21 protein-coding genes are annotated in these 19,948 nt (G+C 72.0%); 3 read left to right on the top strand and 18 right to left on the bottom strand.

Annotated elements, in window-relative coordinates; genetic code table 11:
- Position 1: 1 nt before the first annotated feature.
- From DAI20_RS14560 to DAI20_RS14645, 18 genes are all read right to left on the bottom strand, one after another.
- Entirely contained in the window at positions 2-985 is a 984-nt protein-coding gene (locus DAI20_RS14560; RefSeq protein WP_108252109.1) for an ABC transporter permease, read from the bottom strand.
- The gene (locus DAI20_RS14565; protein WP_108252111.1) at positions 985-2,031 is read right to left on the bottom strand and encodes an aliphatic sulfonate ABC transporter substrate-binding protein; all 1,047 of its coding nucleotides are present in this window, start codon (positions 2,029-2,031) and stop codon (positions 985-987) included. Before DAI20_RS14565 ends, DAI20_RS14560 begins: the two co-directional genes overlap by 1 nt.
- A gap of 10 nt (positions 2,032-2,041) precedes the next feature.
- Positions 2,042-2,872, bottom strand: a complete 831-nt coding sequence (locus tag DAI20_RS14570; protein ID WP_108252113.1) for an ABC transporter ATP-binding protein — start codon at positions 2,870-2,872, stop codon at positions 2,042-2,044.
- Between the two features lie 256 nt (positions 2,873-3,128).
- A complete protein-coding gene (locus tag DAI20_RS14575) occupies positions 3,129-3,563 on the bottom strand; it encodes a DUF6157 family protein (protein WP_108252115.1) in 435 nt (144 codons plus the stop codon).
- A gap of 332 nt (positions 3,564-3,895) precedes the next feature.
- A complete protein-coding gene (gene nusB / locus DAI20_RS14580) occupies positions 3,896-4,309 on the bottom strand; it encodes a transcription antitermination factor NusB (RefSeq protein ID WP_108252117.1) in 414 nt (137 codons plus the stop codon).
- A 24-nt stretch (positions 4,310-4,333) separates the two neighbouring features.
- Positions 4,334-4,894 carry an elongation factor P gene (efp, locus tag DAI20_RS14585; protein ID WP_108252119.1) on the bottom strand — a complete coding sequence of 187 codons (561 nt, stop codon included), beginning with the start codon at positions 4,892-4,894 and terminating at the stop codon, positions 4,334-4,336.
- Between the two features lie 78 nt (positions 4,895-4,972).
- Positions 4,973-5,434 (bottom strand): type II 3-dehydroquinate dehydratase, encoded by a 462-nt coding sequence (locus DAI20_RS14590; protein WP_108252604.1) that lies wholly within the window; start codon positions 5,432-5,434, stop codon positions 4,973-4,975.
- A 169-nt stretch (positions 5,435-5,603) separates the two neighbouring features.
- The gene (aroB, locus tag DAI20_RS14595; protein ID WP_108252121.1) at positions 5,604-6,692 is read right to left on the bottom strand and encodes a 3-dehydroquinate synthase; all 1,089 of its coding nucleotides are present in this window, start codon (positions 6,690-6,692) and stop codon (positions 5,604-5,606) included.
- Positions 6,689-7,177 carry a shikimate kinase gene (locus DAI20_RS14600; protein WP_108252123.1) on the bottom strand — a complete coding sequence of 163 codons (489 nt, stop codon included), beginning with the start codon at positions 7,175-7,177 and terminating at the stop codon, positions 6,689-6,691. The genes aroB and DAI20_RS14600 overlap by 4 nt, the downstream gene beginning before the upstream one ends.
- The gene (aroC, locus tag DAI20_RS14605) at positions 7,177-8,382 is read right to left on the bottom strand and encodes a chorismate synthase (RefSeq protein WP_108252125.1); all 1,206 of its coding nucleotides are present in this window, start codon (positions 8,380-8,382) and stop codon (positions 7,177-7,179) included. The genes DAI20_RS14600 and aroC overlap by 1 nt, the downstream gene beginning before the upstream one ends.
- Before the next feature lie 2 nt (positions 8,383-8,384).
- The gene (locus tag DAI20_RS14610; RefSeq protein ID WP_108252127.1) at positions 8,385-9,287 is read right to left on the bottom strand and encodes a shikimate dehydrogenase; all 903 of its coding nucleotides are present in this window, start codon (positions 9,285-9,287) and stop codon (positions 8,385-8,387) included.
- Entirely contained in the window at positions 9,280-10,308 is a 1,029-nt protein-coding gene (gene mltG, locus DAI20_RS14615) for an endolytic transglycosylase MltG (RefSeq protein ID WP_240606092.1), read from the bottom strand. The genes DAI20_RS14610 and mltG overlap by 8 nt, the downstream gene beginning before the upstream one ends.
- Before the next feature lie 190 nt (positions 10,309-10,498).
- Positions 10,499-10,966 carry a Holliday junction resolvase RuvX gene (gene ruvX / locus DAI20_RS14620; RefSeq protein ID WP_108252129.1) on the bottom strand — a complete coding sequence of 156 codons (468 nt, stop codon included), beginning with the start codon at positions 10,964-10,966 and terminating at the stop codon, positions 10,499-10,501.
- A gap of 2 nt (positions 10,967-10,968) precedes the next feature.
- Positions 10,969-13,626 carry an alanine--tRNA ligase gene (gene alaS, locus DAI20_RS14625; protein WP_108252131.1) on the bottom strand — a complete coding sequence of 886 codons (2,658 nt, stop codon included), beginning with the start codon at positions 13,624-13,626 and terminating at the stop codon, positions 10,969-10,971.
- A gap of 59 nt (positions 13,627-13,685) precedes the next feature.
- Complete coding sequence (locus DAI20_RS14630; protein ID WP_108252133.1) at positions 13,686-13,916, bottom strand: hypothetical protein; 231 nt, start codon at positions 13,914-13,916, stop codon at positions 13,686-13,688.
- A 77-nt stretch (positions 13,917-13,993) separates the two neighbouring features.
- Positions 13,994-14,374: a DUF948 domain-containing protein gene (locus DAI20_RS14635; RefSeq protein ID WP_108252135.1), complete on the bottom strand. Its 381-nt coding sequence runs from the start codon at positions 14,372-14,374 to the stop codon at positions 13,994-13,996.
- Positions 14,375-14,484: 110 nt separating this feature from the next.
- Entirely contained in the window at positions 14,485-15,114 is a 630-nt protein-coding gene (rpsD, locus tag DAI20_RS14640) for a 30S ribosomal protein S4 (RefSeq protein ID WP_108252137.1), read from the bottom strand.
- A gap of 228 nt (positions 15,115-15,342) precedes the next feature.
- Positions 15,343-16,803 carry a replication-associated recombination protein A gene (locus DAI20_RS14645; protein WP_108252139.1) on the bottom strand — a complete coding sequence of 487 codons (1,461 nt, stop codon included), beginning with the start codon at positions 16,801-16,803 and terminating at the stop codon, positions 15,343-15,345.
- A gap of 249 nt (positions 16,804-17,052) precedes the next feature.
- Here DAI20_RS14645 and DAI20_RS14650 point away from each other — a divergent pair, with 249 nt between their 5' ends.
- The 3 genes from DAI20_RS14650 (at position 17,053) to DAI20_RS14660 (ending at position 19,929) form a co-directional block, all read left to right on the top strand.
- Positions 17,053-17,832: a peptidylprolyl isomerase gene (locus DAI20_RS14650; RefSeq protein WP_108252141.1), complete on the top strand. Its 780-nt coding sequence runs from the start codon at positions 17,053-17,055 to the stop codon at positions 17,830-17,832.
- A gap of 93 nt (positions 17,833-17,925) precedes the next feature.
- Positions 17,926-19,155, top strand: coding sequence for a DUF349 domain-containing protein (locus DAI20_RS14655; RefSeq protein ID WP_108252143.1), 1,230 nt, complete (start codon positions 17,926-17,928; stop codon positions 19,153-19,155).
- 225 nt (positions 19,156-19,380) lie between these two features.
- Positions 19,381-19,929 (top strand): type IV toxin-antitoxin system AbiEi family antitoxin, encoded by a 549-nt coding sequence (locus DAI20_RS14660; RefSeq protein WP_108252145.1) that lies wholly within the window; start codon positions 19,381-19,383, stop codon positions 19,927-19,929.
- The last annotated feature ends 19 nt before the right edge of the window (positions 19,930-19,948 follow it).

Below are 19,948 nucleotides of genomic sequence, written 5' to 3' on the forward strand. Positions count from 1 at the left end.
GTCAGCGCCACCGCTTCAGGAGCCAGCGCTCGGCCAGGCCGAGCAGCGCATCCGTCGTCTTGCCGAGCACGGCGAGCAGCACGATCGTGAGCAGCATCCGGTCGACCCTGCCGTTGTTCTGCGAGTCGATGAGCAGGAAGCCGAGGCCCATCGAGGACGCGATGAGCTCCGCGGCCACGAGGAACAGCCAGGCCTGGGCGAGGGCGAGCCGGAGGCCGGAGACCACGGCGGGAAGCACGGCGGGAAGCTGCACCGACGTGAGCAGCGAGACGCCGCGCAGGCCGAATGCCCGGCCCGCCTCGACGAGGTGCGGGTCCACGTGGCGCAGCGCGCCCGCGACGGTGGTGTACACGGGGAACATCGCACCGATGGCGATGAGCAGCACCTTCGAGTCCTCGTTGATGCCCACCCAGAGCAGCAGCAGCGGCACCCAGGCGAGCGACGGAACGGCACGGACGCCGCCGATCGTCGGCGAGAGCAGCAGATCGGCGAAGCGGGACAGCCCCACGAGCGCCCCGAGCACGATGCCGACGGCCGCGCCGGCCGCGAATCCGAGCAGCACGCGCTGCGTCGAGATGGCGACGTAGGGGCCGAGGACTCCACGCTGGAGCAGGTCGACGCCGGATTGCCACACCGCGACCGGCCCGGGAAGCCGGTAGGCGGGCACCACACCCGTCGCCGTGACGGCGTACCAGACGGCGAGCAGCAGGACGGGCAGGATCAGCCCGACGAGCACGCGAGTGCGGCGGGCCACGAAGCGCCCGCCGGCGCGGTCGCCCGCGCGGTCGGTGCCCGTGGCGGTACCCGCCGCCGAGAAGCCCCAGGAGGAGACGAACTGCACGAGACTCGCGGAGCGTTGCGGCTCCGCCTGCCGACCGTCGTGCTCGACCGCACGCGCGGCGGCGGTGCCCGCCGTGACACCGGTGGGCGCCCCGAGCGCGTCGGCGCGCGCCTCGCTCCCCGTCTCCTGCCCGGTCTGGATCATCAGTTCAGCGCGTCCGGGTTCGCCCGTGAGGCGTAGCTGTCATCGAATAGGGAGTCGAGCGCGTCGTCCACCTGCTCCTGGTTCGGCACGTCGCCGGACTCCACGAAGATGGGGCCGACGATCTCGAGCACGTCGCGCTGCGTCTTCCCGGGCGCGGGGTCGATGTCGAGCGTCGTGCGCTCGAGCGTCGCCGTGGCGATGGCCGGGTCGATGCCCGCCGCCTCCGCAAGGATCCCGGCGGTCTCCTCGGGGTTTTCCTGCGCCCACTCGCGCGCCTTCTCGTACGCGTTGACGACGAGCTGGGCGAGGTCGGGAGACTCCTCGAGGAAGTCCTCGGTGGCGTTGAGGAAGCCGTAGGTGTTGAAGTCGACGTTGCGGTACAGCAGCCGGGATCCGGCGGTCGCCTCGCTTGTGGCCATGAGCGGGTCGAGCCCGGCCCAGGCGTCGACGCTGCCGTTCTCGAGGGCGGTCTTGCCGTCCGCGTGCTGCAGGTTCTGCACGTCGACGCTCTCGAGCGGCACGCCGGCCTCCTCGAGCGCCTGCAGCAGGAAGAAGTAGGGGTCGGTGCCCTTGGTGGCCGCGACCTTCTTGCCCGCGAGCTCGCTGACGCTTGTGAGCGGCGAGTTCGCGCCGACGACGATGGCGGACCACTCGGGCTGCGAGTAGATGTCGATGGTCTTGATCGGCGAGCCGTTGGACCGGGCGAGCAGCGCCGCGGATCCTGCGGTGGAGCCGACGTCGACCGCGCCGGCGCGCAGCGCCTCGTTGGCCTTGTTCGAGCCCGCCGACTGCACCCAGGTCACGGTGACGTCGCCGCTCGTCGCGTCCTCCAGCCAGCCCTGGTCCTTCACGACGAGGCTCAGCGGGTTGTAGGTGGCGAAGTCGAGCGTGAGCGTGTCGTCGCTCCAGCGCTGCTCCTCGTCGGGGGCGGCGGTCGGCTCGTTGTCCGCGATGGCGGACCCCTCGCCTGCGGCGCAGCCCGTGAGCAGGAGCGCGGCCGCCGCCGCCGAAGCGGCGAGGGCGAGCAGGGGGCGTCGTCGGGTCATGGTGGTGCTCCTAGCGTGCGGTGGGGGTCTCGTGGTGCCGAGGGACGCCGAGTCCCTCGAGCAGGTCGACGCGCAGCTCCGCGAGGCGGGGGTGCGCGCGGTCGCGCGGGCGGTGGCCGGGCACGGAGACGATCCTATGGACGCCCGCCCCGTCGCCGTTCGGGTTCGTGCCGAGCAGGACGACGCGGTCGGCGAGGTACAGCGCCTCGTCGACGTCGTGGGTCACGAGGATCACCGTCGTCGGCTCCGCGCTGTGCACGTCGAGCAGGAGGTCCTGCATCCGCAGGCGGGTGAGCGCGTCGAGGGCACCGAACGGCTCGTCGAGCACGAGGACCCCCGGCGTGCGGGAGAGCGCCCGGGCCAGGGAGGCGCGCTGGGCCATGCCGCCCGACACCTGGCGGGGCCGCAGCCCGCCGGACTCGCCGAGTCCCACGAGCTCGAGCAGATGGGCGACGCGGGCGGACCCGGTCGCACGGTCCGTGCCCCGGGGCAGGCCGAGCTGCACGTTGTGCGCGATGGTGCGCCAGGGCAGCAGGCGCGGCTCCTGGAACGCGACGGCGCAGCGCTGGTCCACCGGCTGCACCGGGGCGGAGTCGATGGTCACGGAGCCGGCGTCCGGGGCGTCGAGGCCGCTGATCAGGCGCAGCAGGGTCGACTTGCCGCATCCGGACGGGCCAAGGAGGGCGACGATCTCCCCCGCGCCGACCTCGAGGTCGATGCCGTCGAGGACCGTGCGCCGGCCGCCGGACGGGGCGGGGAAGCTCCGGGTGACCCCGGTCAGCCGCACCGGGAGCGCGCGCGGCGGTGCGCCGGCGGTCGCGGGGGCGGAGGCGTAGGTCACGCTGCGAAACTATGCGGGCCCGTCCCCGCGGCCAAACGATGCCGTAACGCGGCGCAACGTACGAGACCGGTCCTGCGCCGCGCGACTGCGGCTCGGTAGCATTCCGCCTCGGTCGTGTGCCGCGGTTGTGCACACCGACGAGGGCGCGGGCATGCGGCCGGATGTGTGCAGGTCGGGTTCCGATGCGAGTCGCTCGCGCGGCAGCCGGGCGCGGTGGAAGCGGTGCGGCTGCCGGCGCCGCAGGAGCGCCGCCGGGTCAGGTCGCGCGGCGGGACCGCATGGCGCGCGTGACGGTGACCGCGCCTCCCGACGGCGCCGCGCCCGACTCCAGCCGCGCGTACTCCGCCGAGCCGAGCCCGACCAGCGCGACGCGACCCTCGGCGTCCGAGTGCACGCCCCAGCCGTATCGCTTGCCGAGGTCGCTGGAGCGCAGGCACGGCTGCCCCTTCGCGAAGAACTGCGCGCGGGCCTCGGCGCGCTCCTCCTCCGGGATGCCGCGGCGGTCCGCCCACACCGTGAACTGGACGTCGTCCGAGGTGTACCGGTACGGGTTTTCGGCGATCATGCGGAAGGTGAGCTCGGCGACGCTCGCCGGCGTGCGCTCGGGCGGAGCGCTCGCCCCGGCGGCCGTGCTGTCCTCCGCGACCGCGATGAAGGTGTCGTAGTAGTTCGTGGTGTGCGCACCGGCCATGCAGGCATTCTGCGCCACCCCGCCGACACGGGGCCAGTGCCCGTTGCACCGGACTCACCCTGTGGTTCGACGTAACTCAGCAGATCCCGCCCGGCACCCGACGCAACTCAGCAGATCCCGCCCCACACCCGACGCAACTCAGCAGATCCCGTCCCGCACCCGACGCATCTCAGCAGATCCCGAGGGCGCTTCGGCGTGTCCGGACCGGCCAGCGGCGAGTCGGCGCGGATCTGCTGAATTGCGTCGGGGGACGAGTATCGACTGCCGCCTGAGCGACAGGAGGCCGAGAGGCACCGGAGCCAACGGAACGCGGTGAACCGCAGGCGCGGTCTCTAACCCGCGGTCTGGGCGATGCGGGCGAGCATGCCGTTGACGAAGCTCGCGGAGTCGTCCGTGCTGAGCGTCTGGGCGAGCTCCACGGCCTCCGAGATCGCGACGCCGTTCGGCACCTCGTCGTTGTAGAGGATCTCCCAGATGCCGAGCCGCAGGATGGCGCGGTCGATGGTGGGCATGCGCGCGAGCGTCCAGTTCACCGAGAACGTGACGATGAGCTCGTCGATCTCGTCGAAGTGGTCCATCACGCCGGTGACGAGCTGGCGCGCGTACGCCCAAGACGAGTCGCGCTCCGGGTTCAGGCGCGCGCGGGCGGCCTCGGCGTCGAGCGACTCCTGGATGGAGATCTGACGCACGTCCGCGACGTACAGCACGTCGAGGGCGCGCTTGCGCGCCTTGGTCCTTGCACTCATGGCGTCTCTTCCGCGCGCGGAGCGCTAGTTGACGCGGCCGAGGTAGTCGCCCGTGCGGGTGTCCACCTTGACCTTCGTGCCGGTCTCGAGGAACAGCGGCACCTGGATCTGGTAGCCGGTCTCGACGGTCGCGGGCTTGGTGCCACCGGTCGAGCGGTCGCCCTGCAGGCCGGGCTCGGTGTAGGTGATCTCGAGCACGACGGATGCGGGCAGCTCGACGTAGAGCGGGTCGCCGTTGTGCAGCGCGACCGTGACGGTCTGGTTCTCGAGCAGGTAGTTCGCGGCGTCGCCGACCTGGGCGGCCGACAACGTGATCTGGTCGTAGTCGGTCGCGTCCATGAAGACGTAGCCGTCGCCGTCCTGGTACAGGTAGGTGAAGTCGCGGCGGTCCACGGTCTCGGTCTCGATCTTCGCGCCGGCGTTGAACGTGCGGTCGACGACCTTGCCGCTCATCACGTTCTTGACCTTGGTGCGCACGAACGCGCCACCCTTGCCGGGCTTGACGTGCTGGAACTCGATGACGGTCCAGAGCTGGCCGTCCATGTTGAGCACGACGCCGTTACGGATGTCCGCGGTTGAAGCCATAGTGAAGAGAATTCCTTGGGGATCGGGGAGAGCGAGGGCGCGTGGAGACGGGCGGAACGCGCGGTCCGACGGTCTAGCTTAGCGGTAGCTGCCCAGCACGTGCGCGAGCGCGAGCCGGTAGGAGCCGAAGCCGAGCCCGGCGATGACCCCGGTCGCGACCGCGGAGATGACGCTCGTGTGCCGGAACTCCTCCCGCGCGTGCGGATTCGACAGGTGCACCTCGAGCAGCGGCAGGCCCGCCTTCGTCACCAACGCGGCGGCGTCGCGCAGGGCGTAGGAGTAGTGCGTGAAGGCGGCGGGGTTGAGGATCACCGGCAGCTCCGCGTCGACCGCCTCGTGCAGCCAGCCGATGAGCTCGGCCTCGTCGTTCGTCTGCCGCAGGTCGATAGCGGCGAGGCCGGCGGCATCAGCCTCGAGCACGCCCCGCAGGTCCTCGAGCGACCCGGTGCCGTAGACGTCGGGCTCGCGGCTGCCGAGGCGACCGAGGTTCGGTCCGTTGAGGACGAGGACGGTGGCGGTCGTGGCCGGCGCGCTGCTCATGGTCCCCGAGCCTAACGCCGCGCCCCAGGTGTCGATCGCCGAGCCCATACGGTCGCTGAGCCCACACGGTCGCTGAGCCTGTCGAAGCGACGTCACGTCCCTTCGACAGGCTCAGGGACCGCATGGCTCAGGGATCGCATGGCTCAGCGGCCGCGCGCCCCAGCCCCACCTAGGAGGCGATCTCCTGGTAGGCGGCGAAGAGGATCGACTCCTCCGGGCCGTTCAGCACGGTCGGCTTCGCGATGTCGTCGAGCGCGATGAAGCGCAGCATCCCCGCGCGGGCCTTCTTGTCCCGCTGCATCGTCGCGAGCAGCGTCTGCCAGCGACCGGCCGGGTAGCTGATCGGCAGCGTCAGCGACTCGAGGATGCGGCGGTGCCGGTCGACGGCCTCGTCGCTCAGCGACCCGGTGAGCCGCGACAGCTCGGCCGCGAACACCATGCCGATCGAGACGGCGGCGCCGTGCCGCCACTGGTAGCGCTCGGCGTGCTCGATGGCGTGGCCGAGGGTGTGGCCGTAGTTGAGGATCTCGCGCTGCCCCTGCTCGGTGAAGTCGTCGCTCACCACGCGGGCCTTCATCGCGATCGCCAGTTCGACGGCTCGCCGGAACTGCGGCGTCGTCGGGTCGGTTGTCGCGTCGACGTCCGCCTCGAGCAGGTCGAGGATCTCGGGCTCGGCGATGAAGCCGGCCTTCACGATCTCGGCGAAGCCGGCGAGGATCTCGTTGCGCGGCAGGCTCGCGAGCAGGTCGAAGTCGACGAGCACGGCGGCGGGCGCGTAGAACGCCCCGACCAGGTTCTTGCCCTCGTCGGTGTTGATCCCGGTCTTGCCGCCCACGGCCGCGTCCACCATGCCGAGCACGGTGGTCGGGATCTGCACGAGCTTCACGCCGCGCAGCCAGGTCGCCGCCACGAAGCCGCCGAGGTCCGTCGTCGCTCCCCCGCCGAACGCCACGACGGCGTCGGACCGGGTGAAGTCGGTCGTGCCCATGATCTTCCAGCAGAACGCGGCGACCTCGACGCGCTTGGCACCCTCGGCGTCCGGCACCTCGGCGAGGTACACCTCGTAGCTTCCGCGCAGCTCCTCACGCAGCTGCTCGGCGAGCTGGCCGAGCGGCGGCGCGTGCACGATCAGCACCTTGCGCACCTTCTGGCCGAGCTCCCCCGCCAGGCGGCCGAGCACGCCCGTGCCCACGTGGATCGAGTACGGGGTCGCCCCCGTGACGCGGATCTCGGTGCTTCCGTTCGCGGTGTCGGTCATCTGCTCTCCCCTACCCAGTCTGCGATGTCGGCCACGATCGACGAGATCGGGCGTTCCGAGGTGTCGAATGTCACGGAGGCGAGCGACGCGTAGAGGTCGGCCCGCGCGTCCACGAGCGCCTGCCACGAGTCGATGCCCTGCACGAGCGGCCGCTTCGACCCGCCGATCCTGGCCTCCACGGCCTCGCGGCTCACGGTGAGCAGCACGACCGGTCCGCCGGCGAGGTCGCTCCTCGTGTCCGGGTGCAGCACGGCTCCCCCGCCCAGCGAGACGACGGCGTCCCGCCGGAGGGCCTCGGCCACGGTCTCCCGCTCGATGGCGCGGAAGTGCGGCTCGCCGTGTTCCCGGAAGATGTCGGCGATGGGTCCGTGCGCGGCGACGATGAGCTTGTCGGTGTCGACGAACTCGATCCCCAGCCGCCTGGCGAGCTTGCGTCCCACGCTCGTCTTGCCCGCGGCGGGCGGGCCGATGAGGACGATCGCCACTAGAGCAGGGCCGGGGACGCGCTCGTGCGCAGCGCCTCCGGGATGGCGGCGAGGTAGCCGTCGAGGTTGCGGCGCGTCTCGAGCACCGAGTCGCCGCCGAACTTCTCGAGCACGGCGTTCGCCAGCGTCAGCGCGACCATGGCCTCGGCCACGACGCCCGCTGCGGGAACGGCGCACACGTCCGAGCGCTGGTGGTGCGCCTGGGCGACGTCGCCGGTGGCCACGTCGATGGTGCGCAGCGCGTGCGGCACCGTCGCGATGGGCTTCATGCCCGCGCGGACGCGCAGCACGGTACCGGTGCTCATGCCGCCCTCGGTGCCGCCGGCGCGGTCGCTCGCGCGCGCGATGCCGTCGGTGGACGGCAGCAGCTCGTCGTGCGCCTGCGATCCGCGACGCGTCGTGGTGAGGAAGCCGTCGCCGACTTCGACGCCCTTGATGGCCTGGATGCCCATGAGCGCGGCCGCGAGCTGCGAGTCGAGCCTGCGGTCCCAGTGCACGTGCGAGCCGAGGCCGGGCGGCAGGTCGTAGGCGAGCACCTCGACGATGCCGCCGAGGGTGTCGCCGTCCTTGTGGGCGGCGTCCACCTCCTCGACCATGCGGGCGGAGGTCTCGGCGTGGAAGCAGCGCAGTGGATCGCCGTCGAGGGCGGCGACGTCGGACGGCGTCGGCAGCGGCGCGTCCTCGGGCACGCGCACGGGACCGATGGAGAGCGTGTGGCTCACGAGCGTGATGCCGAGCTCGGCGAGGAACGAGCGGGCGACCGCGCCGAGGGCGACGCGCGCCGCCGTCTCGCGTGCGCTGGCGCGCTCGAGCACCGGGCGGGCCTCGTCGAAGCCGTACTTCTGCATGCCCACGAGGTCGGCGTGGCCGGGGCGGGGGCGGGTGAGCGGGGCGGCGCGGCCGCCCTTCAGCGCCTCGGGCGCCACGGGCTCGGGGCTCATCACGTCGACCCACTTCGGCCACTCCGTGTTGCCGATCCGCACGGCGACGGGGCTGCCGATGGTGCGGCCGTGCACGACGCCGCCGGAGAGGTTCAGCTCGTCCTGCTCGAACTTCATGCGGGCGCCGCGGCCGTAGCCGAGCTTGCGCCTGGCGAGGTCGGCGCGGATGTCGTCGAGGGACACGGGCACGCCCGCGGGCAACCCCTCGAGAATGGCAAGGAGTTCGGGGCCGTGGGATTCCCCGGCGGTCAACCAGCGCAGCATGCCTAAAATCCTCCCACAGCGACGGGGCCTCGCCAGTCGCGACCGAGCTCCCGGTCGACGCTCGCGGCCATGGCGGCGAGCACGGACGCCTCGTCGGGCAGCGGGACGGCGGGGTCGCCGCCCACGAAGATGCGCACCTGCAGCAGCGCCTGATGGATGAGCATGTCGATGCCCGGCACCACCCTGCCGCCGACGGAGAGCCACCGTGCGGCGAGCGGCGTCGGCCACGGCGCGTAGACGACGTCGAACAGCACGGCCTTCCGCGCCACGTCGTCGGGGAAGTCCACCGGAGCACCGGCCACGGCGGGCAGCGTGCTCGCCACGACGTCCGGCGGGTCATCAGCCCGGTCTGCGCCGTCGCCGAAGACGTGCAGCGCGACGTCGACACCGAGTCGCCCGCCGAGGTCGGCGAGGTCCGCCGCCCGGGAGACGTCGCGCACGGTCACGCGGATGCGCTCGGCGCCCAGGTCCGCGAGGGCGGCGATGACCGATCCGGCCGTCGCCCCGCCGCCGAGCACGCGCGCCGTGCCCACCCGGTCGACCCCGGCGTCCCGCAGGGACCGGGCGACGCCGTGGACGTCGGTGTTGAAGCCGGTCAGGGTCCGCCGTCCCGAGTCGCGGCCGATCAGCACCGTGTTCGCGGCGCCGGTCGCCTCGGCCACCGGGTCGATCGCGTCGAGCAGGGGCAGCACCGTCCGCTTCAGCGGCATGGTCAGCGACAGGCCGCGCCACTCGGGACCGAGCCCCGCGAGGAAGCCGGCGAGGCCATCGGCTGTCACCTCGCGGATGCCGTAGTCCCAGTCCAGGCCGAGCGTCCGGTACGCGGCCCCCTGCAGGGCGGGCGAGAGCGAATGCGCGATGGGCGACCCGAGCACCGCGAGGCGCACGGCCCGCGCGTCACTCATTGCCGGGGTTGTCCCGCATGAACTGCTGCCACTCCGCAACCGCTGCCTCGTGCTGGCCGAGGGTCTCGGAGAACTTCGTCTCGCCGGTGAGCGTGTTGACCGTCACGAAGTACAGCCACGGGCCGTCCGCCGGCGACATCGCGGCCTTGATCGCCAGGTCCCCCGGGTTCGAGATCGGGCCCACGGGGAGGCCCGTGTACACGTACGTGTTGTAGGGGTTCGGGTCCGCGCGCTCGGCGTCGGTCGTGGAGACCCGGCCGGTCGAGTTGGCGCCGTAGGAGACCGTGGCGTCCGACTGCAGCGGCATGTCGATGTCCAGGCGGTTGGTGAACACGCGGGAGACCTTGAAGAAGTCGTCCGAGTAGCGCGCCTCGCGCTGGATGATCGACGCGAGGGTGAGCACGCGGTGCCGGTCCCCCTCGGGCACGCCGGCGTCGTTGAGCGCCTTGAACTGGCGGTCGACGAGCTGCTGGATGGCGTCGCGCGCCGTCGTCCCGGGCTGGAACTGGTACGTCGCGGGGAAGAGGTAGCCCTCGAGGCTCGGCGCCTCGGCGGGCAGCCCGTACGAGCCGAAGTCCGCCGCGGCGGCCTCGAGATCGGCGAGCGGGATCTCGGTCGACTCCGCGATCAGGGGGAGGATGCCGCGCACCGACGTGCCCTCGGGGATGACCACGGTGTCCTCCACCCGGCTCGCCGGGTCGAGGAGCCGGTCGAGGGCGGCGGACGCGCTCATCTTCTGGGCGACCGAGTAGGTGCCGGGCTGGAACACCGGCTCGGGGCTGCGGCCGATGACGGCCTCGTAGAAGGCATCGGAGGACTTGACGACGCCCTCGGCCTCGAGCATCTCGGCGATGGTCGTGCCGGTGTCGCCGGAGGAGACCACAACGAGCACCTCGCCCTCACCGGCGCCGGTGTAGTCGTCCGCCTCCTCGGGGGCAAAGATGCCCTGGACCGCGGGCACGACGGTGCCCATCACGAACGCGACGCCGCCGCCGAGCAGCAGCGCGAGGACGACGAGCACGTACGGCCACTTCGGATGGCGGCGGCGACCCGGCCGCGTGGGCCTGCCCGGCCGTCGGGCGCCGGATCCCGACGTCGGGGCGGCCTTCTCGGGCTCGGCGGAGAAGAGGTCGGCGAATGGGTCGCGCGCGGGCCCGGCATCGGCGTCGCTGCCGGTGTTCGGGAGTCGCGGCGGAGGCTGCGGAGTCAGGTCACGGTCCTTCGGTCAGGACAACGGTGCCCGGCGCGCTACCACCGGCCCGCTCGCTGTCGAGTGCGTGTTGCAGGATTATAACGGCCGCGACCTGGTCTATCACCGGCCGCGACTTGCGCGTGTTCCGGCCGGACGCGCTGAGCGCCGACTGCGCGGAGACGGTGGAGAGCCTCTCGTCGATAAGTCGCACGGGCAGCGGGGACGCCGCCGCGATGCGCTCGGCGAACCGCTCCGCATCATCCGTCGACGGCGTGCGCCCGCCGGAGAGCGACAGGGGCAGGCCGACGACGATCTCGATGGCGTCGTGCTCCGTCGCGGCAGCCAGGATCTCGCGCACGTCGGCATCGCCGTCGGCAGCCCGCGCCACGGTGACGACCGGCGTGGCGATCAGGCCGGAGGGGTCGCTGCGGGCGACGCCGATGCGGGCCTTACCGACGTCGACGCCGATCCGGACCCCGCGCCGCACGGCTATGCCGCCAAGTTCGAGGTGACGGACTCGAGTGCGGCGGGGATCGCCGACACGTCGGAGCCGCCGCCCTGCGCGAGGTCGTCCTTGCCGCCACCGCCACCGCCGAGCACGCCCGCGGCGCCGCGCGCGAGCACCCCGGCGCGCACGCCGGTCTCGCGGGCCGCCGGGTTGGTCGCGACGATCACGGCGGGCTTGCCGGAGACCTCTGCGGCCAACGCCACGACCGCCGCGTCGCTGCCGAGGCGCTCGCGCACGCTCGTCACGAGCTGACGCAGCTCGTCCGTGGAGCGGAGAGAGCCGACCGACTCGCTGACCAGGGTCACCTCGCCGACCCGCGTCGCGGAGGCGACGAGCTCGGGCACGCGGCCGGCGAGCTGGCGCGACTCGTACTCCGCGATCTTCTTCTCGGCCGCCTTGAGGTTGGCGAGGAGCTCGGAGATGCGGTCGGGCAGCTGCTCGCGCGGCGTCTTCAGGCTGGCCGTGAGCTCGGACACGATGGCGCGCTCGGTCGCGAGGTCGCGGAACGCGTCCCGGCCGACGAGCGACTCGATGCGCCGGCTCGTCGAGCCGATGGAGGACTCGCTCACCAGGTTGATGATGCCGATCTCGCTGCTGTGCCGCACGTGGGTGCCGCCGCAGAGCTCGCGCGACCACGGGCCGCCGATGTCGACGACGCGCACGAGGTCGCCGTACTTCTCGCCGAACAGCGCCATGGCGCCGAGGGCCTTGGCCTCGTCGAGGGGCAGGACGCGGGTGACGACCTCGAGGTCCTCGCGGATCGCGTTGTTCGCCACCTCCTCGATCTCGCTGCGGGTCTCGGCCGACAGGCCCTGGTTCCAGGCGAAGTCGAGGCGGAGGTAACCGGCCTTGTTGTAGGAGCCGGACTGGTGCGCCTGCGGGCCGAGGATCTGCCGCAGAGCCGCGTGCACCAGGTGGGTGCCGGAGTGCGCCTGGGTCGCGCCGCGGCGCCATTCCGCGTCCACGACGGTGCGCGCGGCCGCGCCGACGCCGACCTCGCCGCTCCGCACCTGCACGCGGTGGCTCACGAGCCCCTTGACGGGGCGCTGCACGTCGAGCACCTCGAGGTCGAAGCCGTTGCCGACGATGCTTCCCGCGTCGGCCTCCTGGCCGCCGGACTCCGCGTAGAGCGACGTCTCGGCGAGGATGACCTCGGCGATGTCCCCGGCCGCGGCGCTCTGCACGGACTCGCCGTTCACGATGAGGCCGAGCACGCTCGTGTCCGTCTCGAGCAGGTCGTAGCCGGTGAACACGGTCTCGCCCTTGGCGCGGAACGCGCTGTAGACCGACAGGTCGGCGAGCGCCGTCTTCTTGGTCTTCGCGTCCGCCTTGGCGCGGGCGCGCTGATCCGCCATGAGCCGGTCGAACTCGGCGCGGTTGACCGTGAGGCCCGCCTCCTCCGCCATCTCGAGGGTGAGGTCGATGGGGAAGCCGAACGTGTCATGCAGCAGGAACGCGGTGTCGCCCGGAAGCTCGCCGGCCCCCTTGGTCTTGGTGTCCGCGACGGCGAGGTCGAGGATGCTCGTGCCGCTCGCCAGGGTGCGGAGGAACGTCTCCTCCTCGCCGTAGGCGATGCGGCTGATCCGGTCGAAGTCGGACTCCACCTCGGGGTATGCGGCCTTCATCGCGTCGCGGGAGGCGGGGAACAGCTCGGGGAACGTCGCCGTCTCGACGCCGAGCAGGCGCATGGCGCGGACGGTGCGGCGGAGCAGGCGGCGGAGGATGTAGCCGCGGCCCTCGTTCGACACGCTGACGCCGTCGGCGATGAGCATGAGCGCCGAGCGCACGTGGTCGGCGATGACGCGCATCCGCACGTCGTCGTCGTGGTTCGCGCCGTAGCGGCGCCCGGAGAGCTCCGCGGCCTTGTCAAGGACCGGGCGCACCTGGTCGATCTCGTACATGTTCTCGACGCCCTGCTTGAGGAAGGCGACGCGCTCGAGGCCCATGCCGGTGTCGATGTTCTTCTTCGGCAGCTCGCCGAGGATCTCGAAGTCGTCCTTGCCGGTGCCCTGGCCGCGGAGGTACTCCATGAACACGAGGTTCCAGATCTCCACGTACCGGTCGTCGTCGGTGGCGGGGCCGCCGTCGGCGCCGTAAGCCGGTCCGCGGTCGAAGAAGATCTCCGAGCAGGGGCCGGCGGGTCCCGGCTGGCCGGTGGACCAGTAGTTCGTGCCCTTGCCGAGGCGCTGGATGCGCTCGTCCGGCAGGTTCGCCGTCTGCTTCCAGTACTGGAACGCGTCGTCGTCGTCCTCGTAGATCGTGACCCAGAGGTCCTTCGGGTCGAAGCCGAGACCGCCCTCGTCCTCCGCTGAGGTGAGGAACTCCCAGGCGTAGGCGATCGCCTGCTCCTTGAAGTAGTCGCCGAAGGAGAAGTTGCCGTTCATCTGGAAGAACGTGCCGTGCCGCGGGGTCTTGCCGACCTCCTCGATGTCGTTCGTGCGGATGCACTTCTGCACGCTCGTGGCGCGCGGGTACGGCGCGGGGACGAGCCCGGTGAGGTACGGCACGAACGGCACCATGCCGGCCACCGTGAACAGCAGCGTCGGGTCGTCGCTCACCAGGGAGGCGGAGGGGACGACGGTGTGGCCGCGCGAGGCGAAGTAGTCGAGCCAGCGCTGGCGGATTTCTGCAGTCTGCATGGTGTCCGTTGTTCGAGAAGTGGGTGGCGGGGATCCGCCACGGGTGAAGGTGTGGTCGATCAGTGGTCGAGGGCGGCGACGGCGGCCTCGGCGTCGCCGATGGCGGCGCGCAGCTCGGCCTCGCGCTCGCGGTAGCCGGTCCGCATGGCGGCGCCGAGCCCCTGCAGCCGGCCGTTGAGGCCGTCGAAGAACCGGGCACCCGCGGGGGTGCGGCTGACGAGATGCGCCACCCCGAAGCCGAGCACGGTGCCGATTCCGACGCCGGTGCCGAGCAGTAGGGCTCTGTTCATCGCGCGCTCTCCTTGCCGATCGCCGTTCCCGTCGATCGCTGTCGATCCGGGAACGATCCTACTTCGTGGACCGTGGCCTACTTCGTGTGCCGCGGCTCGTCGCGGCGCGAGGGCCGGAGGCCGGCGAACCCGGCCTTCACCGCGGCGCTGAAGCCCGCGATCTTGATGAGCGGACCGCCGACCGTCGCGGCGAAGAGCGCGACGAGGGCGGACACGTTGCCCGACACATCGGCGACGCTGCGCGTGATCGTGTCGACGCGGCCGATCTGCTTGTTGGCCTCGCGGATCGTCATCGTCGTCTCCTCGAGGATCGGCGACACGCCGTTGCTCGCCTCCCGGATGGCGGCGCGGGTCTCGTCGAGCACCCCGCCGAGCTTGATCAGGGGCAGCGCGAGGAACGCGACGAGGATTGCGAATACTCCGGCGGCGATGAGGCCGGCGATGTCTCCACCAGACATGGTGTGACCCTTCCGATAGAAGCATGAGAGGCGGACCACCCGGGGGTGGTCCGCCTCAACATTAGCGGTGCGTCCGGCCGCTTCCGGTTACCCGGGCAGCGGCGAGGGGACTATCGGGCCGCGTAGTACTCGACGACCAGCTGGACCTCGCAGGTCACGGGGACCTCGGCGCGCTTCGGGCGACGCACGAGGCGGGCCTGCAGCTTGTCGATCTCGACCTCGAGGTAGCCCGGAACCTTGGGGAGCACGTCGACGTGACCACCGGCGGCGGCGACCTGGAACGGGTCGGTGCCCTCGGAGCGCTGCTTGACGTGAATCATCTGGCCCGGCTTCACGCGGAAGGAGGGGCGGTCGACGATCTTGCCGTCGACGAGGATGTGACGGTGCACGACGAACTGGCGGGCCTGCGCCGTGGTGCGGGCGAAGCCGGCGCGCAGGACGAGGGCGTCGAGACGCATCTCGAGCAGCTCGACCAGGTTCTCACCGGTCAGGCCCTGGGCGCGACGCGCCTCCTGGAAGATGATGCGCAGCTGCGCCTCGCGGATGCCGTACTGGGCGCGCAGGCGCTGCTTCTCGCGCAGACGCACCGCGTAGTCGGAGTCCTGCTTGCGCTTCGACCGGCCGTGCTCGCCGGGGCCGTAGGGGCGCTTCTCGAGGTACTTCGCGGCCTTCGGCGTGAGGGCGATGCCCAGCGCGCGCGAGAGGCGGGTCTTGCTGTGGGTACGTGACTTGGTAGACACGGGTTCCTTTCGACGTGGTGAATTCTCTTGGGTGACGACGCGCGCCCGATCTCGGGCAGGCTTCGTCCGTGTGCGCGCACGCACACGAAAGCCGCACGGCGATGTCGCCGATCGGTCAAGCAGAGGGATTCGCCAAGGGGCGTTCGGCTACAGAACGGATCCCGTGGTCTCGAGTTCGACGCAGCCGCACGCGAACACAGACTTAGGCATCGGAAATACTATCAGATCTCACTCGCCGCGCACGATGCGGCGCAGCTTCTCCACCCGCGACGACACCTCGCGCTCGTGGCCGTGCTGGGTCGGCGAGTAGTACCGCGTGTCGCGCAGCTCGTCCGGGAGGTACTGCTGGCGCACGACGCCGATGTCCGAGTCGTGCGGGTAGACGTAGCCCTTGCCGTGCCCGAGCCGCTTGGCGCCCGCGTAGTGGGCGTCCCGCAGGTGCTTGGGCACGCGGCCGATGTGGCCCGCCCGCACGTCGGCGATCGCCGCGTTGATGCCCAGGTACGCCGCGTTCGACTTCGGCGCGGTCGCGAGGTGCACGACGGCCTGGGCGAGGGGGATGCGCCCCTCCGGCATGCCGATGAACTGCACGGCGTCCGCGGCGGCGGTGGCGATGACGAGCGACTGCGGGTCCGCCATGCCGATGTCCTCGGACGCCGAGATGATGATGCGCCGCGCGATGAAGCGCGGGTCCTCCCCCGCCTCGATCATGCGGGCCAGGTAGTGCAGCGCGGCGTCGACGTCGGAGCCGCGGATGGACTTGATGAAGGCGCTGATGACGTCGTAGTGCTCGTCGCCGTTCCTGTCGTAGCGGAGCAGAGCGCGGTCGACGGCCGTGGCCACCTGGTCCGCGGTGATGAGCGGCTTCGGCGCGGCTTCCGGCGCCTCCGCGGCGCCGTCCTCGTCATCCTCATCCTCGTCGTCGTCCTCGCCGCCGCCGTAGAAGGCCCCGAGCGCGCCGGGGTCCTCGTCCTCGTCGTCCTCCGCGGGGCCGGCGGCGCCCGCTCCGGCGCTGCCGGCGGTGACCGCGGCGGCCTCGAGCGCGGTGAGGGCACGCCTGGCGTCCCCGGAGGCGAGCCGGATGAGCATGTCGCGGGCGTCGGAGGCGAGCTCGTACCGGTCGGCAAGGCCCCGCGGGTCCGTCACCGCCCGGTCGATCAACGTGCCGAGGTCCTCGTCGCTCAGCGGCTGCAGGGTGAGCAGCAGGGAACGCGACAGCAGCGGGGAGATCACGGAGAACGAGGGGTTCTCGGTCGTCGCCGCGACGAGGATCACCCAACCGTTCTCGACGCCCGGCAGCAGCGCGTCCTGCTGGGCCTTCGTGAAGCGGTGGATCTCGTCGAGGAAGAGGACGGTGGACGAGCCGTAGAGATCGCGGTCGCTCATGGCCTTCTCCATGACCTGGCGGACGTCCTTCACGCCCGCGGTCACCGCGGAGAGCTCGACGAAGGCGCGTCCGGAGCTGTGCGCGATCGCCTGGGCGAGGGTGGTCTTGCCCGTGCCGGGAGGGCCCCACAGGATCACGGACACCGTGCCCTGCAGCCGGGAGTCGGGGTTCGCGAGGCTGACGAGCGGCGAGCCCGGGGTGAGCAGGTGCCGCTGCCCCGCGACCTCGTCGAGGCTCTTCGGGCGCATGCGCACGGCGAGCGGGGTCGAGCCCGAGCGCAGCCCGAGGCCCAGATTCGTCATGACGTCGATGGTAGTTCGGGCGGCCGACAGAGTCCGACCGCCGTGGACGCCCGGATCCTCCCCGGCCTCCGGGCAGCACCGGTGACCGGCGCGGCCGAGCCGCGGGCAGGGCCCTCGGCGTCGCGGCCAGTAGTCTTCTGTGTCGGATCGGACTGGGTCGGATCGGACTGGGTCGGATCGGGTGGTTCCGGAACGATCGGTATGCCACCCGCGCACCGGGGACGACGGGCAGGCGAGAGGAAGGATGCCATGGCACAGCGCAGCGGACGCGAACTTCGTGAGGCACGGCAGAGGGCCCGCGCCTATGCTGCTCGGCGCACGGTGCACGAGCGCCGCATCGGCCGCCGCCGCCGCGACAACCTGATCGCGGGCATCGCCCTCGTGGTCGTGCTCGCCCTGGCGACCGTCGCCCAGCTCTTCTACTTCGCCGGTGGTCCCGGCACGCCGGACCCGGCCGAGTCCCCCACCCCGACCCCGACCCCCTCCGCCACCGCGGGCGCGAACGTGGGCCCCGTGCCCTCCGCCGAGCTCGCCGAGGGTCGCACCTGGACGGGCGAGCTCGTGCTCAACGACGACGTGACGCTCGGCATCGAGCTGGACGGCGCCGCCGCCCCGCAGGCCACCTCCGTCTTCGTCAGCCTCGCCCAGAGCGGTTTCTACCCCGGCAAGACCTGCCACCGCCTCACCCCGGCGATCCTGCAGTGCGGTTCCGCCAACGGCGACGGCACGGGCGACGCCGGCTTCACCTGGGGCCCCATCGAGAACGCCCCCGCGGACGCCATGTACCCGGCGGGGACGATCGCCATGGCGCGCACCGCCGACCCCTACGGCCACGGCACCCAGTTCTTCGTGGTCTACGAGGAGACGCCGCTCGATCCGGCCACCGGCGGCTACACGATCTTCGGCCGCGTCACGAGCGGGCTCGACGCACTCGTGAGCGACATCGCGGATGCGGGCATCAGCCCGGAGGGTGCCGCGGACGGCGCCCCGGTCGTGCCGACCAGTATCACGAGCGTTCGCGTCCAGTAGCGCCCCACGGCCGGTGCAATAGGCTGTGAAACCACTTCCCGAAGCCGGTGCGTCCGGTGCTGAGCGTTAAGGCTGAAGAACAAGGTGAGTTCTGTGAGCAGTGAGAACCAGGCCCCCTGGGGTCGCGTCGACGAGACCGGAACGGTCTACGTGCGCGAGGGCGACGGCGAACGTGTCGTCGGCGAGTACCCGGACGGCACCCCCGAGGAGGCGCTCGCCTACTACGAGCGCAAGTTCGCCGACCTGAACGGCCAGGTGACCCTGCTCGAGCAGCGGGCCAAGGCCGGCGCGTCGGCGTCGGACATCGCCAAGGCCGTGGCGCACCTCACCGAGAGCGTCACCGGGGCCAACGCCGTCGGCAACCTGCAGGCGCTCGCGGACCGGCTGCAGACGCTCGCCGCCAGCGTGAGCGAGCTCACCGAGAAGCAGAGCGAGGAGGCGAAGGCGCAGCTCGACGCGGCCATCGCGGAGCGCACCGCCATCGTCGCCGAGGTCGAGAGCCTCGCCGCGCAGGACCCCGCCAAGGCCCAGTGGAAGCAGACGACCGCTCAGCTGGACGCGCTCTTCGCGCGCTGGCAGAAGCACCAGCAGGAGGGCCCGCGCCTGCCCAAGGGCGAGGCCAACGAGCTCTGGAAGCGGTTCCGCGCCGCCCGCACGACGATCGAGCAGCACCGCAAGGCGTTCTTCGCGGAGCTGGACACGGTGCACCGCGACGCCCGCACCGCGAAGCAGGGTCTCGTCGAGCGCGCGGAGGCCCTCGCGGCCCAGGGCGCGGCGGGCATCCCCGCCTACCGCGGGCTGCTCGAGGACTGGAAGAAGGCGGGCCGGGCCGGCAAGCGCTACGACGACGCCCTGTGGGCGAAGTTCAAGGCCGCGGGCGACGCGCTCTACGGGGCCAAGGCCGAGGTCGACGCCCGCGACAACGAGGAGTTCGAGGGCAACCTCCAGCAGAAGCTCTCCCTGCTCGACGAGGCGGAGACGATCCTCACCATCACGGACCGGGCGGCCGCCCGCGAGAAGCTCACGGCCGTGCAGCTGCGCTGGGACGAGATCGGCAAGGTGCCCCGCGACAAGGTGAAGACGGTCGAGGATCGCCTGCGCAAGGTCGAGACGCACGTCCGGAAGCTCGACGACGACCACTGGCAGCGGAACAACCCGGAGACGAAGGCGCGGTCCGAGGGCCTCGCCGGCCAGCTCCAGGGCGCCATCAGCAAGCTCGAGGACGAGCTGGCCGAGGCCCGCGCCACGGGCGACGCGCGGAAGATCGCGGCAGCCGAGGAGGCCCTCAACGCCCGCCGGGTCTGGCTCGACGCCCTGCGCTGACCCTCGCCCGCCCCTGCGCAGGCACCCAGACCCGTTCCTGATTCAGGTTCAGCTGCGACACGCCGCATCTCGGCACCCGAGATGCGGCGTGTCGCCGTTGGGCCTGAATCGTGCCCGGATGCTCCCGCGCCCGGTCCGGCCGCGCACAGCGGGCGATCCTCCCGGGCACTGCACACATCGCCCGGTCCCGTTCGCGGTGCCCGGCGGAGCGGCGACCATGGCCGCATGCAGGACCGGCTCCCCGCGGTGCTCGCGGCACCCGACCTCCCTCTGGCGGAGCTCTGCGCGGCGCGGCTCGACGGCGAGCTGGTCGCGCTAGACGAGTGCTTCTGCCCGGTGGACTCCGTGCTCGGCGCGGGCGAGCGTGCTGAGGCGCTCGCCCGGAGCGTGCCTCCGCGGCTTATCGCCGAGCGGGACAGCGCCGCCTGGGTGTGGGGCGCGCTCGAGCGGCCGCCCGCCATCCACCGGCTGTGCGTTGACGCGGGCGCCCGCGTGCATCCCCCGCCGCGGTCGCGGCTCGCCGTGCGCGAGGTCCTGCTCGCCGAGGGCGACACGGCGTCGCTGCGCGGCCTCACGGTCACGACCCCGCTGCGCACCGCGACGGACATCGTGCGCTTCGAGTCGCGTTTCGGGGTGCGCGAGGCGCGCACCGTCTCCGCCCTGCTCCGCATGACGGGCGCGGCGGCGGACGACTGCGCCCGCGCCATCGCCGCCCGGAGCCACCTCCCGCACAAGCGGAGGGCGCTCGGGCGGCTGCGGTCGCTCGGGCTCTGAGCCCGCACTACCCGGGGCT

The organism is Planctomonas deserti (genome assembly GCF_003067705.1).
GTDB lineage: Bacteria > Actinomycetota > Actinomycetes > Actinomycetales > Microbacteriaceae > Planctomonas > Planctomonas deserti.

Coding starts and splice junctions, on each gene's coding strand:
- DAI20_RS14560 (WP_108252109.1), bottom strand. CDS start 985: ATGATCCAGACCGGGCAGGAGACGGGGAGCGAGGCGCGCGCCGACGCG.
- DAI20_RS14565 (WP_108252111.1), bottom strand. CDS start 2,031: ATGACCCGACGACGCCCCCTGCTCGCCCTCGCCGCTTCGGCGGCGGCG.
- DAI20_RS14575 (WP_108252115.1), bottom strand. CDS start 3,563: ATGGCCGGTGCGCACACCACGAACTACTACGACACCTTCATCGCGGTC.
- nusB (WP_108252117.1), bottom strand. CDS start 4,309: ATGAGTGCAAGGACCAAGGCGCGCAAGCGCGCCCTCGACGTGCTGTAC.
- efp (WP_108252119.1), bottom strand. CDS start 4,894: ATGGCTTCAACCGCGGACATCCGTAACGGCGTCGTGCTCAACATGGAC.
- DAI20_RS14590 (WP_108252604.1), bottom strand. CDS start 5,434: ATGAGCAGCGCGCCGGCCACGACCGCCACCGTCCTCGTCCTCAACGGA.
- aroB (WP_108252121.1), bottom strand. CDS start 6,692: ATGACCGACACCGCGAACGGAAGCACCGAGATCCGCGTCACGGGGGCG.
- aroC (WP_108252125.1), bottom strand. CDS start 8,382: ATGCTGCGCTGGTTGACCGCCGGGGAATCCCACGGCCCCGAACTCCTT.
- DAI20_RS14610 (WP_108252127.1), bottom strand. CDS start 9,287: ATGAGTGACGCGCGGGCCGTGCGCCTCGCGGTGCTCGGGTCGCCCATC.
- alaS (WP_108252131.1), bottom strand. CDS start 13,626: ATGCAGACTGCAGAAATCCGCCAGCGCTGGCTCGACTACTTCGCCTCG.
- DAI20_RS14630 (WP_108252133.1), bottom strand. CDS start 13,916: ATGAACAGAGCCCTACTGCTCGGCACCGGCGTCGGAATCGGCACCGTG.
- DAI20_RS14635 (WP_108252135.1), bottom strand. CDS start 14,374: ATGTCTGGTGGAGACATCGCCGGCCTCATCGCCGCCGGAGTATTCGCA.
- DAI20_RS14645 (WP_108252139.1), bottom strand. CDS start 16,803: ATGACGAATCTGGGCCTCGGGCTGCGCTCGGGCTCGACCCCGCTCGCC.
- DAI20_RS14650 (WP_108252141.1), top strand. CDS start 17,053: ATGGCACAGCGCAGCGGACGCGAACTTCGTGAGGCACGGCAGAGGGCC.
- DAI20_RS14660 (WP_108252145.1), top strand. CDS start 19,381: ATGCAGGACCGGCTCCCCGCGGTGCTCGCGGCACCCGACCTCCCTCTG.